This window comes from Streptomyces sp. NPDC025651 (assembly GCF_055558735.1).
Genome location: NZ_JBVHLZ010000012.1, coordinates 150,438 through 163,501, shown reverse-complemented (window position 1 = coordinate 163,501; position 13,064 = coordinate 150,438). Strand labels below are relative to the sequence as shown.

The following is a 13,064-nucleotide window of genomic DNA, read 5'->3' as shown; positions in this document are numbered from 1 at the left end:
GCGGGGCCCCTCCACGTACGCGGGAAAGAGTGCGCGGGAAGGCTCAATGGCCTTGTGCGGCAAGCTCCTTGGCGGCCTCGGTGAGGTCCTTCGCGGTGTCGATCGCCCGCCAGTACGCGCCCTGGGGGAGCGGGAAGCCCGCCAGGCGCTTCTCGCGGGCCAGGCGCGGGAACGTGGTGCGCTCGTGGTCGCCGAGGTCCGGCAGGAGCGCGGTGAAGGAGGCCGAGAAGACGTACACGCCCGCGTTGATGAGGTACGGGGACGGCGGGGCCTCGATGAAGTCCGTGATGTGGCCGAACGCGTCGGTCTCGACGGCGCCCCACGGGATGCGGGGGCGGGCCAGGGCGAGGGTCGCGGTGGCGTCGCGCTCGGCGTGGAAGGCCGCCATGTCGCGCAGCGAGAAGCGGGTCCAGATGTCGCCGTTCGTCGCGTACCAGGGCTGGTCCGCGTGCGGGAGGTGGCGGGCGGCGTACTTGAGGCCGCCGCCGCGGCCCAGGGGCTCCTTCTCGACGACCGTGGTGACGTTCAGCGGGAGGTCGGCGGAGTCGAGCCACTCCTGGAGGACCTCGGCGAGGTGGCCGCAGGAGACGACGGCGTCCGTGACGCCCTCTTCGGCGAGCCAGGCAAGCTGATGGCCGATGATCGGGGTCCCCGTGCCGGGGATCTCGACCATCGGCTTGGGCCGGTCGTCGGTGTACGGGCGGAGGCGCGAACCCTGGCCTCCGGCCAGGACGACAGCCTGCGTGGGCTTCAGCGTGGTCATGCCCGAAACCCTACGCGGCGGTACGGGCAGGGCCGCTCAGCCGTTCTGGTGGGCGGCCACGCCCGTCGCGAAGGACGTGTCGCAGACGGGGCGCGCGTACGACTGGGCGCGGCTGGGGCCGTAGGCCTGGACGGCGGCGCGGCCGAGGGCGCGGGCGATCGCGACGCAGTGGCGGGCGAGCGACGGGTGGCGGTTCACCTCCTGCTGGAGGTGCGTGAGCGCGACGCCCGGGTTCTTCTCCTGGAGCTCCATGAGAAGGCGGTCGCGCAGGACGTCCTGCGGGGCACGGGACTTGGCGGGCTTGGACAGGTCGTCGGCGGATGCGGTGAGCATCGAATCCGAGGAATTCCCCGACCAGTTGACGCTGGTGACCGCGAGGGTCCCGGAAAGCACCAGCATCACGGGCAGGACGAGGGCGAGCGTGCGGCCGATGCGGCGGGCGGGGCCCCGGTGGGCTCGGCGCGGCTTCTGGGTGTAGTTGGCGGAGTGCGTCACGCGTGTGAGCGTAGCGCTCGGTGATGATTTGGCGACATTTAGTCACTCGGTCGAGCGACAGAGAAGAAGGTTTCCCCGGTTCGGTGTTGACGCCGGAGGGGCGAAATGACCGCTGTGCCGGGGTATTTGTCGACAACCCGGGGTTGCCCACGAACGTACGCAAAAACGTACGCGGAAGGGCCCCGCACCGAAGTGCGGGGCCCTTCAAGGCAGTTGGGTGGTCCTCAGTCGCTGAGGCGCTCGCCCGTCGACGTGGAGAACACGTGGGTCTCGCCCGGACGCGGCACGACGTGCAGTTGCGCGCCCTTCTCCGGGACCTGGCGGCCGTTGACGCGGACGACGAGGTCCTTCTGCTCGCCGCCGACCTCGGCGGTGCCGTAGACGTAGCCGTCGGCGCCGAGTTCCTCGACGACGTTGACCGAGACGGCGAGGCCGGCCGGGGCGTCCTCGGTCTCCTTGGAGAGGGACTTCGCGGCGGCGCCGTTCTGCTCGACGATGTCGAAGTGCTCCGGGCGGACGCCGACGGTGACCGTGCGGTCGCCGCGGTCGGCTGCGGCGGAGAGGGCCTCGCGGTTCACGGGGACCACGGAGTTGCCGAACTTCACGCCGCCGTCGGTGATCGGGACCTCGACGAGGTTCATGGCGGGGGAGCCGATGAAGCCCGCGACGAAGAGGTTCGCCGGGCGGTCGTACATGTTGCGGGGCGAGTCCACCTGCTGGAGGAGGCCGTCCTTGAGCACGGCCACGCGGTCGCCCATGGTCATGGCCTCGACCTGGTCGTGGGTGACGTACACCGTGGTGATGCCGAGGCGGCGCTGGAGCGACGCGATCTGCGTGCGCGTGGAGACGCGGAGCTTGGCGTCGAGGTTCGACAGCGGCTCGTCCATGAGGAAGACCTGCGGCTCACGGACGATCGCGCGGCCCATCGCGACGCGCTGGCGCTGACCGCCGGAGAGCGCCTTGGGCTTGCGGCCCAGGTACTCGGTGAGGTCCAGGATCTTGGCCGCGTCCTCGACCTTCTGGCGGATCTCGGCCTTGTTGACGCCGGCGATCTTGAGCGCGAAGCCCATGTTGTCGGCGACGGTCATGTGCGGGTAGAGCGCGTAGTTCTGGAACACCATGGCGATGTCCCGGTCCTTGGGCGGCAGGTGCGTGACGTCGCGCTCTCCGATGCGGATGGCGCCGGCGTTCACGTCCTCGAGCCCCGCGAGCATGCGGAGCGAGGTGGACTTGCCGCAGCCGGACGGGCCGACGAGTACGAGGAACTCGCCGTCCTCGATCTCGATGTCGAGGCCGTCGACGGCGGGCTTCTCGGAGCCCGGGTAGATCCGGGTCGCCTTGTCGAACGTAACAGTGGCCATGGTGAGGGCCCCCTTCACCGGCAGGAACGTGCCGGACGATCCGAGTAGAGGGAGTGGTGTAGTCCACCTGGGTGAACTGCTCGTGACCGTACCCCGGAGCCCCGCGGTCTGTCAGTAGTCGGCGTGCTGTGACCTTCGAGGAAATTTTCGACGGTCGTCCGGGCGGTGTTGGTTACACTGCACGGGCGCGTCCGTACAGGGCCGCGCGTGCCTCCTTAGCTCAGATGGCCAGAGCAACGCACTTGTAATGCGTAGGTCGTCGGTTCGAATCCGACAGGGGGCTCATCCTGAAACCCCAGGTCAGATTCGCTCTGACCTGGGGTTTTCTCGTTCAGCGGATGCGGCGGCGTCGGCGGGAGCGGGCCGCGCGGGTGTCGGGGGTCTCAGTTCTGGTCTCAGTGGGGCCCTCGGAAGGGTTCTGGGGACCAGGCACGAAGAACTCGCCCATGCGCCGCATCGCGTCCTTCGACAGGTGGGATCTGCCCTTCACGTAGCGGCGGGTCTGGCTGATCTGGGTGTGCCGAAGGATCTCCATGATCGTGGGCATGTCGACGCCCAGTTCGTTCAGGATCGTGCCAGCGGTGTGGCGGCTTCCGTCGTAGAGGCGGCGGTCGTCGATTCCGGCTTCGGCGAGCAGTTCCTTGAACTCCTCGTAATCGGCTCGCGGGTCGAGGGGGCGTCCGTCCGGCCGGGAGAAGACGACGTCGTACTCCTGCCACAGCTCTCCAGCCGCGGACCGCATCTCGTCTTGCTGGGCCCTGTGGTCGTGCAGGAAGGGGACGAAGACGGGTGGGATCGGTACGGCGTTCTGGCTCTTCTTGGTCTTGGGGCGGGTGAAGACGAGACCGCCCTCCTTGCGCTGGGGGCAGATGCTCGCGTGCTTCGTGCACGTCTTGGTGCAGGGCTTCGGGCAGCCGCGCTTGTAACCCCCATGTGCGGTGCAGTTCGGCGGGCACGGCGTGAAGCGGTGGCGGCGCGCTCCGCAGGCGTGCGGGTCGTCGCATCCGTGCCGCCAAGTGAGGCGCTGGAGCTGCCACTTGGGGTGGAAGAGCTCCGCTTCCAGGTCGACGTACGGCCAGCGCAAACCGAGGGTCTCGCCCTGCCGGAACCCCATGCCGACGCCGACGATCCAGCGCATGAAGGTGGGGCGCTTGGCGGCTGCTTCGAGGAAGGCCTTGGCCTCCTCCTTGGTGAAGGGGTTCGCCTCGGTCTCGTCGACGCTGGGAGGGTCTACGAGGGTGGCGACGTTCTCGCTGATGAGGCGGCGGCGGTGGGCGATTTTCAGGGCGCGGGACAGGATTCGGTGCACCTTCAGCACGTGCGAGGGGGCGTGTCCGGCATCGAGCATGGCGCGGTACATCCGCTCCAGGTGCTCAGGTTGCAGCTTGTCGACGCGGTGCTGGCCGACGCCGGGGACGATGTCGTTGCGGGTCTTGGACCAGTAGTCGTCGAGCGAGCGCGGCTTGAGCTTCAGGCTGGCGATGTCGGTGAGGTAGGTCTCCATCCACGCCGCGACGGTCGGCTTGCGGCCAGCGGTGGGTGCACGGCCTTGGTCGCGCTGCCGTTCCAGCTCTTTGACCTTGCGCTTGATCTCGGGTTCGGTCTTGGCGCGGCGGTGGCGGCGGTCGGGGCTTCCGTCGTTCTTCACGCCCATCGTGACGCGGCCGTGCCACCAGCCATCGGAGCCGAAGTAGATGGACGACTCGTTGTTGGCCTTGCGCGGGCTCATGTGGGCCTCCATGCGGGAGGCGCCCCGAGCGGAGTGCCCGGGGCGCCTCAGGGCGTACGAGGATCAGGCGGGCAGCGGGGCGAGGTTCTCCACGTATGCCTCCAGGTCCGTGCGGCGAATGCGGCGTGTGCGGCCCAACTTGATGTACTTCAGGGCGCCTTCGGCCATCAGCTCGTAGACGGTGGAGCGGCCGATAGCGAGCGCTTCGGCGGCCTCCTCCGGCTTGTAAAGCAGCCGGTCGACGGGGGCAGCGATCGCGGTACTCATCCGGGGTGCCTCCTCGGCAGGTCGTCCGGGACCCTTCTGGGAAGTCCGCTACTTCCGCTACCGCCGCTACCTCGCAGGTCAGGGGCCTGTGGAAGGTAGCGGCAGGAGGTAGCGGTAGCGGATAGACGCTGTTCGGTAGCGGATGGCGCAGGGCTATCCGCTACCGGGTCTGTGCAGGTCAGGCGGCGTTTTCGCCCTCGGGTAGCGGAAGTAGCGGACTTTCCGGGGGTGGAGGGCAGTAGCGCTGCCAGGCGTCGTGCAGATCGGAGGCGTAGTAGCCCTTGAGGACTCCGCCGCCGGTCTTGATGTTGCGGGAGGTGATGGGGTCTCCGTCGGTGGTGACGTACTCACCGAGCATCCGGGACAGGCGCCGGTTGTCGAGGGGCTTGCCGTTCAGGTCGGCCCAGGGGGCGTCGTCCATGGCGTTGAGCCGGTCGAGGATGGCGACGGTGGGAAGCCGGTCGATGCCGATCAGGACGTGATCGCGCAGGTCGGTGAGGAGACGGATGCCGATGCTGCCCTTGTCGTTGGCGCGGGAGGCCTTGACCAGGGCGAGGCAGGCTTCACGGGCGCGCTTGGGCCAGTGGCCACCGGCCGCGTCCGCGATGGCGAGCAGCGGCTCCCACACGTCGGCCGGCCGGTCGGCCACGCCTTCGGGCATCTCCGGGAAGACGTCGGTGACTTGCTCCTGGATGGCCTCGGCCCAGGTGGCGAGCCGGTCGCGAAGCTTGTTGCCCTCGCTCACGTGAATGCGGGTGCGGAAGGCCTCCACCTTCTCGTTCCGAGCCCGGCGGCGCATGCGGATGATGACGGCGCGGGTCATGATCGTGTCCGGTAGCTTGCCGAGTCCTGCGACCGCGACCGCGCAGTACGAGGGGAAGCCCTGTACTTGCTGGTTGGCGCCGTCCCCGACGCAGCGGTACATGTCGCGTCCGCGGGTGTGTCCGGCGTTGATGAAGCCGCGGAGCTGCTCGTTCTCTCCGGCTTTGGGGCCGAAGATGGTGTCGATCTCGTCGAACAGGATGGTGGGGCGGCCCCCGTCGATTCCGGAGACGGACCGGAAGAGGGCGGCGGCGGATGCGTCCACGGCTGCCATGGCGCGCGGCACGAGGGTTTCGACGACTTCCAGGGCCCGCGACTTCCCCGAGCCCGGCTCGGGGGAGAGGAACGCCAGGCGGGGGGTGGAGTCGAAGGCGTCGAGCAGGTGCGCGTGTGCGTCCCACAGGGTGACTGCGACGTATCCGGCTTCGGTGGGGAAGACGTTGAAGCGGCGGTGGAAGGCTTCCACCTCGTCGAGGAGTGCGGCCCCGTCGATAGTGGGCGGGGCGGTGGGCTGGTCGGTCATGCGGCGGCCCGTCCTTCCTGGGGGTTGCGGAGGGGGCAGGTGTCGCGGTGGGCGGTGTGGTCGTCGATGAGGGCGAGCACCTTGCCGTGGCCCACGGCGCTGCGGTTACGACCGCACTCGCACGTCGAGGTGGCGGTGGGGACCGTGCCTCGCGGGGCGCAGATGTGCAGCCACGCGATGGGGTAGCGGCCGTCTCCGGTCTGCGGGTCAGGGCGAAGAGCTGAAAGGACGCCTTCGGCGACGCCCTTCGGGGCGCCCACGGCCCGTTGCGGCGCGGCCGGTTCGGCGGCGCGAAGCTTTGCCGCGGCGGGAGGCTGGCCTTCCAAGGGGAGGCGGGGTGGGGTGCTCATGCCGTCTCCCGGGGGCGGGCTTTGCGGAGGGAGCCGTCCAGGGCGCTGCGGATGGTGGCGCGGCACTCGGCAGCGGTGAGTCCGTGGGCCTCTCCCACCCCTTGGAAGGCCTCCTCCACCACGTGCCGGGGGAGGTCGCCCCACGCGACGAAGCGCCCCACCTTGAAGGCGCACCGGTTGAGGACGATGTTGCGTCGCGATTCCGGCGCTGCGCCGACCACCGCGCACTCGGCTTCCAGCGCGGCCAGAGCGGCACGAGTACCGCTGACCGCGGGAAGGCGAAGTGGCTCGGCAGGGCGACCGGGGGCCGGTTGCAGCAGGCGCAGCAGCCATGCGGGCAACGGGGCCACGTCGTGGGCGCCCAAGGCCTCGTAGGTTCCGGCAGGGGTGATGCTGCCCGCGGCGACGACGTAGCCGCCCCACGCGCGGGTGTCGACCAACGGGGCCAGGGTGCCCGCGGTGTTGGCGAGCCGGACGCCGGTGGGGGCGGTGAAGTACAGGTGCGCCCCACCGCTCGCGGTCCGGGTCCGGTAGGTGGTGGGCACGGGCTGTCCGGCGCGCTCGCAGAGCGCCTCAAAGGTCGTTGCGCCGCACGGCGCATCCGAACTGCCCTTGCCTTTGGGCATGTCGAGATCGACGACCAGCAGACCGGAAGGGCCGGTGGCGATACCGACGTTGAACGGCGCTCGCGCCCACGCGGTGCGGATGCGTTCGGGGTCGACGGTGGCGCGCTGTTCCCACTTCACGTGGCCGTCGACGCACGAGCCGGTACGAGGGCAGGCCGCTTCGCCGTGCAGGGCGGGCCGCTTCGTACCAGGACGGAGGGGAAAGACGTGCCAACCGTGTTCAGCAGCGCTGAGAGCTGCGCCTAACAGGGCCTCTCGCCTGTCGGTGGTGGGTTGGGTCATGCTGGAGTCCTCCAGTTCCTGAGTTGGGTACTGGCTGACAAGGGCGGCCCCGGTTCTTTGGCGAGATGCGGGGGCCGCCCTTGGCGTAGCTAGTAGTCGGTGCCGGTGTAGTGGGCGAGGTAGCCGGGGCACTCGCTCTCGGGGCAGGAGCAGCCACCGCACTCGTTGCAGATGTCGTCGCAGCACTGGTCGCAGAAGCTGTGACCGGGGCAGCCGTAGTCGGCGCAGTCGTCGCAGTACTGCTCGTCCTCGTCGAACACGTGAGGTCCTTCCTTAGTCAGCCGTGGAAGTGGTTGCGCTTGAAGACGGCCTTGCGGATGTTGACCGTCGTCCCGCCGCTGCGCGGGCCGGTGCGGAAGAGCTGCACGGCGATGAAGCCGCCGAAGATGACCGCGGCGAGGATGATGAGCTGCTGGACGAGAGCGGCGAGTGCGGTGATGAAGGCGGCGGCCAGGGCCAGGCCGCCGCAGACCCCGGCGAAGCCGATGCCTCCGAGCGCGATGTTCACCGCGGTCCGGCTCACAGCCGCCTGGGGAGCCGGGGCGGGCGTGGATGCCGGGGTGGGGGTGAGGGTGTAGCCGGTGGCGATCTGTCCGTTGGGCAGGACGATGCTCTGCACCGCGGGGACGTGGCCCGACTGCACCGGGACGAGAGGGGCGGCGGGCGTGATGGGTATGGGGTGGTGGACTTCGACGGCCGTGGGCCGCTCGTGGTGGTCCATGAGGTCTCCCTCGGATGGCCAGTGGGCCCGCGCCAGGAGTGGCGCGGGCTCGGGGTGTCAGGACAGGTGTCAGGCGGTGTCAGAGCAGGGCGTCACGCGTTTCTGACACCGGGTTTGCCTAGGGGTTTGGGTGTCAGGGCCGCGTGACGGTGTCAGGCGTCAGACAGGTGTCAGGCGGCGGCCAGGGTGGGGACGATGCGCCACCGGCCGGTCTTGCTGGTCTCCTGCAACCGGCCTTCGAGGTAGGCCTCCTTCAGCTGGCCCGACACCCACGGGCGGGAGAGCCCGTGTGCGTCGCACCAGTCCTTGAAGTCGACCGGTCCCACGACCATCTGCCCGGCGCGCTCGAACTCCTCCAGCGCCTGAGCGAACAGCCGTCGCGCCTCCTCCGGGGACGGCTTGCGGCCGGTGCCCTGGTCGAAGATCGGAGTGTCGTCGCCCTGCTGGTTCTCGGGGAGTTCTTCCTCCGGGTCGATGTCCGCGTCCTCCGGATCGACGTTCAGACCGGTGCTGGTGTCGTCCATGTCGTCGTCCTCCGCATCGGCCGTGGTGGGCCGGTGTCCGGTGTCGGGGGTGCGGCCGGTGTAGGCGGTCCCGGCGACGCTGCGGGCCGCGCCGGTGGTGATGGGGTCCGCGGTGGCGCCGTTGCGCAGTGCCCACTGCGCGAGCATCTCCATGACCGGCACGGCCTTCACGGTGAACTGTGACGTGCGGCCCGGGGCGGCGTACTTGGTCTCATCGATGCCGGGCGAGACGACGTAGCAGTAGCCGGGGCGGCGGTTGCCCCACGCGCCCGGATGCGCGCCCGCGTCGAGCACCGCGTCCGGCAGGGAGAACCCCTCATCGCGCGGGTCGCAGCCGAGCGCGATGACGGAGGGGATGGAGGCGCGGGTGCTGGTGGACATCTGGTCGTAGGAGGGCCGCTGCAGCGAGACGACCAAGGAGACCCCGGCGGAGCGGGCTTCCTGGGCGATGCCGGTGAACGCGTCGTCGCCCAGGTTGCGCAGGGTGTTGGCGGCCTCCTCGAACCAGGCGACCAGGAACGGCATGCCCGCACAGCCGCACGCCCGCCCGTCGCTGCGGCAGGTGTGCTTGGTGCTGGTCTGCTCCTGGGCGGCCTCGGGCACCCACTGGCGGTAGCCGTGTGCTCCCAGCCAGCGCGTGCGGGCAGGAATGGCCGCTTTGACGCCCTCGACCAGGATTTCGGTGTCCGTGCCGCCTCCGGCCGGCCAGTCCATGCCCGGCCGTAGCGGGGCGAAGTCCTGGAACTCCTTGGGGTCGGAGAACCAGACGATGACGTCCGTGCGGGAGAGGATCTCGGTCAGCACGTTCAGGGCGGTGTCGCCCTTGCCCGAGCCGGTGCCGCCCGCAATGAGCACATGCGTGCTGTTGCGGCCCGCCTCCGGGTTGCCGGGCAGCCACAGCAGCAGCGGGGACCCGTCGTCGTAGCGGCCGATGACCAGCGGGTCGGCGATCGAGCCGCCCACGTTGGAGGGGCCCTGCCACTGCACGGGCTGGGCGAGCATGTCCTCGGGGACGATGACCAGCTCGCCGCGGCGGGCCGAGCCGGGGTCGGCCTGGTAGCGCACCGCGGAGGTGGGCAGGTCCAGGGCGGAGGCGAGGCGGGCCAGCGACTTGGACACGTCGTCGTTGGTCTGCTCGCCTGGCTCCAACGCGAGGGAGGCGGTGACCTTGTTCGGCTCCACCTTCGTCGCCCCGAACTTCGCCCCCGCCAGACCCACCTTCTCCAGCAGGCCACCGTCCGAACTTCCGGCACCGGCTTCGGGGTTGTGGCGCATCATCATGCGCACGTTCCAGGAGAGCGCGAGCGCGGGCCCGCCCATCAGGTAGAGGTCATCGAGCGGTCCGGCGGTGGGTCCGGCCAGGCACGCGGCGGTCAGCCACGCCGACCCGAGCCCGGTGGTCAGCGCGCTGTGCAGGCGGCGTTGCTTGCTGGTGGTCTTGCCGATCACGTAGGCGCCGCCGGACAGGGCCACCGACGCCAGCGTGAGTCCGACCCCGGCGGCGGTGCTGTCGCCCCACCGCCAGTTGCCGAGCACTCCGGCCAGGCCGGTGCCGCCCATGGCCAGCCACGGGGGGATGTGGGGCTTGGCGCGGTGCAGGAGGTAGGCACCGATCCCGCCGCCGTCCGCGTTGCCCCGCTGGGCCTCCATCAGCCGGAGGAGTTGCTGCTGCTCGTCGACGTCGCTGCGTCGCATCATGGCTCTTCCTCCCTTACTGCTGGGCCCAGTTCATGACCGGCTGTTGCGGCTTGCGGGCGCGGTGACGGACGCGGTTGATCTCTTCCTCGTACTCCTGCTGAAAGACCGCGTAGCAGGCGGCGGCGTTCTTGGCCGCATCCCGCAGCGCATCGGCGGACTTGGCGAGCTTGCGGGCCACCTTCCGCGCCCGGATCTTGGAGCCGAACGCGCGGCCCTCGGGGTCGGGGACCGCTTCGAGGACGCCCTTGAGGATCTCCACGCCCATGGCCACCTCGATGGAGAGCGTCACCCCGGCGGCGCGCAGGGTGTTGCAGTAGTTGCGCACCTGCGCGGGGGAGGTGAACTCCGGGGCGGGCAGCAGGGAGTCGGAGTGCGGGCGGCCCCCGTTGGCGCGGGCCGCAGTCTTGTTGTTGTTCACGGTGACGTTGATGGGCGGGACGAAGCTGCCGCCCATGGCGCCGACGAAGCCGCCGGCGGCGGCCCCGGCGTTGGCGAACTTGCCGGTCTTGGCATCGTTCGTCGTCGGCTGCTGGCGCTGGCCGTTGGTGGTGCGAGCCATCGGGTCTCCTCAGGTCAGTGCGTGCGGCGGACGATGAGCCAGGCGGTCTGCGCGGCCAGGAAGGTGAGCAGCCACAGCAGCTCCAACGGCCCGGCCAGCGGCCCGAAGGCGGCGGCGAGCGCGACCCAGGCGGTGGCGGCGGTGGCGAGCAGGGCCAGACCGATCCGCCAGGCGAGCACGGTGCCTCGGGCGGGGCGGCGACGCTGCAGGATCGCGAACCACACCAGCGGGCCCGCGGCCAGCGGCGCGAGCAGCAGCCCGGACCACCAGGCCAGCGCGTGCAGCGCGGCGGTGACCGGCCAGGCCAGTAACGCGAGCGAGAGCGGGACGAGCGGGCGACGGTGGGCCCACAGCATCCGTCCCAGGAAGCCGAGCGCTTCGCGGGTCAGGGACGGGCGGTCGGGCACGACCACGATGAACGGCTGAGCCGAACGGCGGCCACGCTGGCGCGGGATACGGACGGTGGTGGCCCCGGCGGACACCTTCACAGCACGCCGGGTACGGGTACGACTGGACACAGCGGTACTCCAGAAGTCGAAGAGGTCAGGCGGCGCGCTGCCGGTCTGCGTCGGCGCACAGCACGCACATGCCGAGCGAGGTGGGCAGGCAGTAGCTGTAGACCACGCTGCATGCCGGGCAGGTGCGGCGGGCGAGCATCGCCAGCGCGAGCGCGCCCCATTTGCGGGAGGTCATCGGCCGGACAGGCTTGGCCCGGTCGACGCGGTAAAGGTAGGCGACCTGGGCCCCGCTCTTTCGGCCGCGGTGACGCAGCATCACTTGGGCCGCTATCGGCTGGCCACCGGGACGCAGACCGCGTTCGCGGAGCTGTCGGCGCGTGGCCAAGCCCGCGGGGGCGTAGCGCCACGGGTAGGTGGGGATGCCGTAGCGGGCACCGCTGGCGTCGAAGCACTTGCTGTACGCGGTGCCCATCAGCCCGTCACCCCGTCGAGAACCGGCTGCTTGCTGGCCTGAGCGGCGGCCGTGGCGCGCTCGGCACGCAACGCCTCCCGGAGACCGCGGGCCTTCTCCGGCGAGGTGTGCACGGCCTTACGGATGCCTTCACCGGTCAACCGCTCGTCCGGCCAGTCAGCCGTCACCGTGCGGGCTTCAGCGAGCAACTCCTCCGGGGTGCGCCGCGGCCGGGGCGATCGGGCAATCTCCGGCACGCGACCGGTCGCCCGGTGCGGTCGACTCGATTCCGCCGCCACCGCCCGCACCGTGTCCCGATCGGTCGACTCCTCCTCGACCGGCACGGTCGACTGCGCGAGCGCCAGCGGCAGGGAATCGGTGGCCGCGGTGACGTCCGGGTCGATCGACTCGGCAACGTCAGAGGTAGACCGATTTGAATCGACCTGCGTTGTTTTCTGCGTATTCGTGGATTCGGTCGGGTGATGGTGCAGCACCTTGGCCACCAGGTCCGAGCCGAAGTAGATCGAACCGACCGGCAGCGACGTGGCCAGCAGTACCAACGCCCAGTTGGCCGGGTCCCAGTCGGCCAGTCGAGTCCAGTCGACCGATCGACCGTGCAGCTCCGGCACCAGTCCGTGCACGTAGTTGAGGACCAGCGAGGCGGCGGTGTAGGCGCCCAGCACGCGCAGTGCGAAAGCCCGGTCCCGCCCGGCCAGTACGAGGGTGGCGACCAGGGCGAGGGCCATCAGGCCATCGACCACGAACGGGTAGAGCGTCGCCGCGGTGGCATCCGCGCCGACCGCATTCGCGATGTCGCGCAGCGCGTTCCACGAGACCCGGAACGCCATGCCGACCACGCCCACGAGGGCCAGCACAAGGGCGGCCCGCCCCTTGCGGTGCAGGTTCACGCTGCGCCGTCCACGTCCGCGGCGGACGCGAGGTTGGCCAGCTCGCAGCGCGCGGCCAGGACCTTGTTCGCGGCCCGACGCAGTCGGCGCGCGCCCAGCTCCGAGACCGGACGGTCAAGCAAGGTGATCTGCACGTCGAGCAGCTCAACCTCCGCGTCGATCAGCGGCGTCTCGTGCTCGATGGCGTCCAGTTCCGCGTCCGTGGGCTCCATGAACGGAGCGAACGCCGTAACAGCGTCCTGAACAGTGACGATGTGCTTCATGGGTCGTCTCTCCCTAGCAGTAGGTACGGCCCGAACAGCGCCTCCCGGAGTTGCAGCTCCGGGAGGCGCGCGCCGTTGAAGTCGGTAGTCCGGCTCCCCTCAGCGCTGCTCGTACGAGACGAGCAGCGGAGGCAACCGGCCGCAGTAGCGAGTGGGCACTGCAGCGAGGTGAGGTTGTGCAAGTCCCCTTCAGGACTGCGGCTCCCGTATCAGGTAGAGCCGCCATGCCTGGCGAAGGCGTATGGGGACATGACCTTGAGGTCT

16 protein-coding genes and 1 tRNA gene are annotated in these 13,064 nt (G+C 70.1%); 1 reads left to right on the top strand and 16 read right to left on the bottom strand.

Translation table 11 applies throughout. The features are described 5' to 3' along the window. Positions 1–43: 43 nt before the first annotated feature. From ACZ4D5_RS35055 to ACZ4D5_RS35045, 3 genes are all read right to left on the bottom strand, one after another. Positions 44–763, bottom strand: a complete 720-nt coding sequence (locus tag ACZ4D5_RS35055) for a nucleotidyltransferase family protein (RefSeq protein ID WP_467776528.1) — start codon at positions 761–763, stop codon at positions 44–46. Positions 764–799: 36 nt separating this feature from the next. Next, entirely contained in the window at positions 800–1,258 is a 459-nt protein-coding gene (locus tag ACZ4D5_RS35050) for a hypothetical protein (protein WP_362343746.1), read from the bottom strand. 224 nt (positions 1,259–1,482) lie between these two features. Continuing rightward, entirely contained in the window at positions 1,483–2,619 is a 1,137-nt protein-coding gene (locus ACZ4D5_RS35045; protein WP_467776527.1) for an ABC transporter ATP-binding protein, read from the bottom strand. Positions 2,620–2,828: 209 nt separating this feature from the next. Here ACZ4D5_RS35045 and ACZ4D5_RS35040 point away from each other — a divergent pair. Continuing rightward, positions 2,829–2,902 (top strand) — tRNA-Thr (locus tag ACZ4D5_RS35040). A gap of 48 nt (positions 2,903–2,950) precedes the next feature. Here the strand turns inward: ACZ4D5_RS35040 and ACZ4D5_RS35035 are convergent. The 13 genes from ACZ4D5_RS35035 to ACZ4D5_RS34975 form a co-directional block, all read right to left on the bottom strand. Beyond that, on the bottom strand, positions 2,951–4,348 hold the full coding sequence (locus ACZ4D5_RS35035) for a tyrosine-type recombinase/integrase (protein WP_467776526.1): 1,398 nt from the start codon (positions 4,346–4,348) through the stop codon (positions 2,951–2,953). Positions 4,349–4,411: 63 nt separating this feature from the next. Continuing rightward, a complete protein-coding gene (locus tag ACZ4D5_RS35030; RefSeq protein ID WP_467776525.1) occupies positions 4,412–4,615 on the bottom strand; it encodes a helix-turn-helix domain-containing protein in 204 nt (67 codons plus the stop codon). 178 nt (positions 4,616–4,793) lie between these two features. Continuing rightward, positions 4,794–5,960 (bottom strand): DUF3631 domain-containing protein, encoded by a 1,167-nt coding sequence (locus tag ACZ4D5_RS35025; RefSeq protein ID WP_467776524.1) that lies wholly within the window; start codon positions 5,958–5,960, stop codon positions 4,794–4,796. After that, positions 5,957–6,310: a hypothetical protein gene (locus tag ACZ4D5_RS35020; protein WP_467776523.1), complete on the bottom strand. Its 354-nt coding sequence runs from the start codon at positions 6,308–6,310 to the stop codon at positions 5,957–5,959. Before ACZ4D5_RS35020 ends, ACZ4D5_RS35025 begins: the two co-directional genes overlap by 4 nt. After that, positions 6,307–7,218 (bottom strand): bifunctional DNA primase/polymerase, encoded by a 912-nt coding sequence (locus ACZ4D5_RS35015; RefSeq protein WP_467776522.1) that lies wholly within the window; start codon positions 7,216–7,218, stop codon positions 6,307–6,309. Before ACZ4D5_RS35015 ends, ACZ4D5_RS35020 begins: the two co-directional genes overlap by 4 nt. Before the next feature lie 89 nt (positions 7,219–7,307). Beyond that, the gene (locus tag ACZ4D5_RS35010) at positions 7,308–7,478 is read right to left on the bottom strand and encodes a hypothetical protein (protein ID WP_467776521.1); all 171 of its coding nucleotides are present in this window, start codon (positions 7,476–7,478) and stop codon (positions 7,308–7,310) included. Between the two features lie 17 nt (positions 7,479–7,495). Further along, positions 7,496–7,939, bottom strand: a complete 444-nt coding sequence (locus tag ACZ4D5_RS35005) for a hypothetical protein (protein WP_467776520.1) — start codon at positions 7,937–7,939, stop codon at positions 7,496–7,498. Between the two features lie 170 nt (positions 7,940–8,109). Then, positions 8,110–10,113 (bottom strand): plasmid transfer protein TraB, encoded by a 2,004-nt coding sequence (traB, locus tag ACZ4D5_RS35000; protein ID WP_467776640.1) that lies wholly within the window; start codon positions 10,111–10,113, stop codon positions 8,110–8,112. Between the two features lie 61 nt (positions 10,114–10,174). Next, the gene (gene traA, locus ACZ4D5_RS34995) at positions 10,175–10,720 is read right to left on the bottom strand and encodes a plasmid transfer protein TraA (protein ID WP_467776519.1); all 546 of its coding nucleotides are present in this window, start codon (positions 10,718–10,720) and stop codon (positions 10,175–10,177) included. 14 nt (positions 10,721–10,734) lie between these two features. Continuing rightward, the gene (locus tag ACZ4D5_RS34990) at positions 10,735–11,238 is read right to left on the bottom strand and encodes a hypothetical protein (protein ID WP_467776518.1); all 504 of its coding nucleotides are present in this window, start codon (positions 11,236–11,238) and stop codon (positions 10,735–10,737) included. A gap of 25 nt (positions 11,239–11,263) precedes the next feature. Beyond that, the gene (locus ACZ4D5_RS34985; protein WP_467776517.1) at positions 11,264–11,650 is read right to left on the bottom strand and encodes an RRQRL motif-containing zinc-binding protein; all 387 of its coding nucleotides are present in this window, start codon (positions 11,648–11,650) and stop codon (positions 11,264–11,266) included. Continuing rightward, positions 11,650–12,537 (bottom strand): DUF2637 domain-containing protein, encoded by an 888-nt coding sequence (locus ACZ4D5_RS34980; RefSeq protein WP_467776516.1) that lies wholly within the window; start codon positions 12,535–12,537, stop codon positions 11,650–11,652. Before ACZ4D5_RS34980 ends, ACZ4D5_RS34985 begins: the two co-directional genes overlap by 1 nt. After that, positions 12,534–12,800: a DUF6284 family protein gene (locus ACZ4D5_RS34975; RefSeq protein WP_467776515.1), complete on the bottom strand. Its 267-nt coding sequence runs from the start codon at positions 12,798–12,800 to the stop codon at positions 12,534–12,536. The genes ACZ4D5_RS34980 and ACZ4D5_RS34975 overlap by 4 nt, the downstream gene beginning before the upstream one ends. Positions 12,801–13,064 lie beyond the last annotated feature (264 nt).

Coding starts and splice junctions, on each gene's coding strand:
- ACZ4D5_RS34975 (WP_467776515.1), bottom strand. CDS start 12,800: ATGAAGCACATCGTCACTGTTCAGGACGCTGTTACGGCGTTCGCTCCG.
- ACZ4D5_RS35020 (WP_467776523.1), bottom strand. CDS start 6,310: ATGAGCACCCCACCCCGCCTCCCCTTGGAAGGCCAGCCTCCCGCCGCG.
- ACZ4D5_RS35045 (WP_467776527.1), bottom strand. CDS start 2,619: ATGGCCACTGTTACGTTCGACAAGGCGACCCGGATCTACCCGGGCTCC.
- ACZ4D5_RS35035 (WP_467776526.1), bottom strand. CDS start 4,348: ATGAGCCCGCGCAAGGCCAACAACGAGTCGTCCATCTACTTCGGCTCC.
- ACZ4D5_RS35005 (WP_467776520.1), bottom strand. CDS start 7,939: ATGGACCACCACGAGCGGCCCACGGCCGTCGAAGTCCACCACCCCATA.
- traA (WP_467776519.1), bottom strand. CDS start 10,720: ATGGCTCGCACCACCAACGGCCAGCGCCAGCAGCCGACGACGAACGAT.
- traB (WP_467776640.1), bottom strand. CDS start 10,113: ATGGAGGCCCAGCGGGGCAACGCGGACGGCGGCGGGATCGGTGCCTAC.
- ACZ4D5_RS35055 (WP_467776528.1), bottom strand. CDS start 763: ATGACCACGCTGAAGCCCACGCAGGCTGTCGTCCTGGCCGGAGGCCAG.
- ACZ4D5_RS34985 (WP_467776517.1), bottom strand. CDS start 11,650: ATGGGCACCGCGTACAGCAAGTGCTTCGACGCCAGCGGTGCCCGCTAC.
- ACZ4D5_RS35030 (WP_467776525.1), bottom strand. CDS start 4,615: ATGAGTACCGCGATCGCTGCCCCCGTCGACCGGCTGCTTTACAAGCCG.
- ACZ4D5_RS35025 (WP_467776524.1), bottom strand. CDS start 5,960: ATGACCGACCAGCCCACCGCCCCGCCCACTATCGACGGGGCCGCACTC.
- ACZ4D5_RS35015 (WP_467776522.1), bottom strand. CDS start 7,218: ATGACCCAACCCACCACCGACAGGCGAGAGGCCCTGTTAGGCGCAGCT.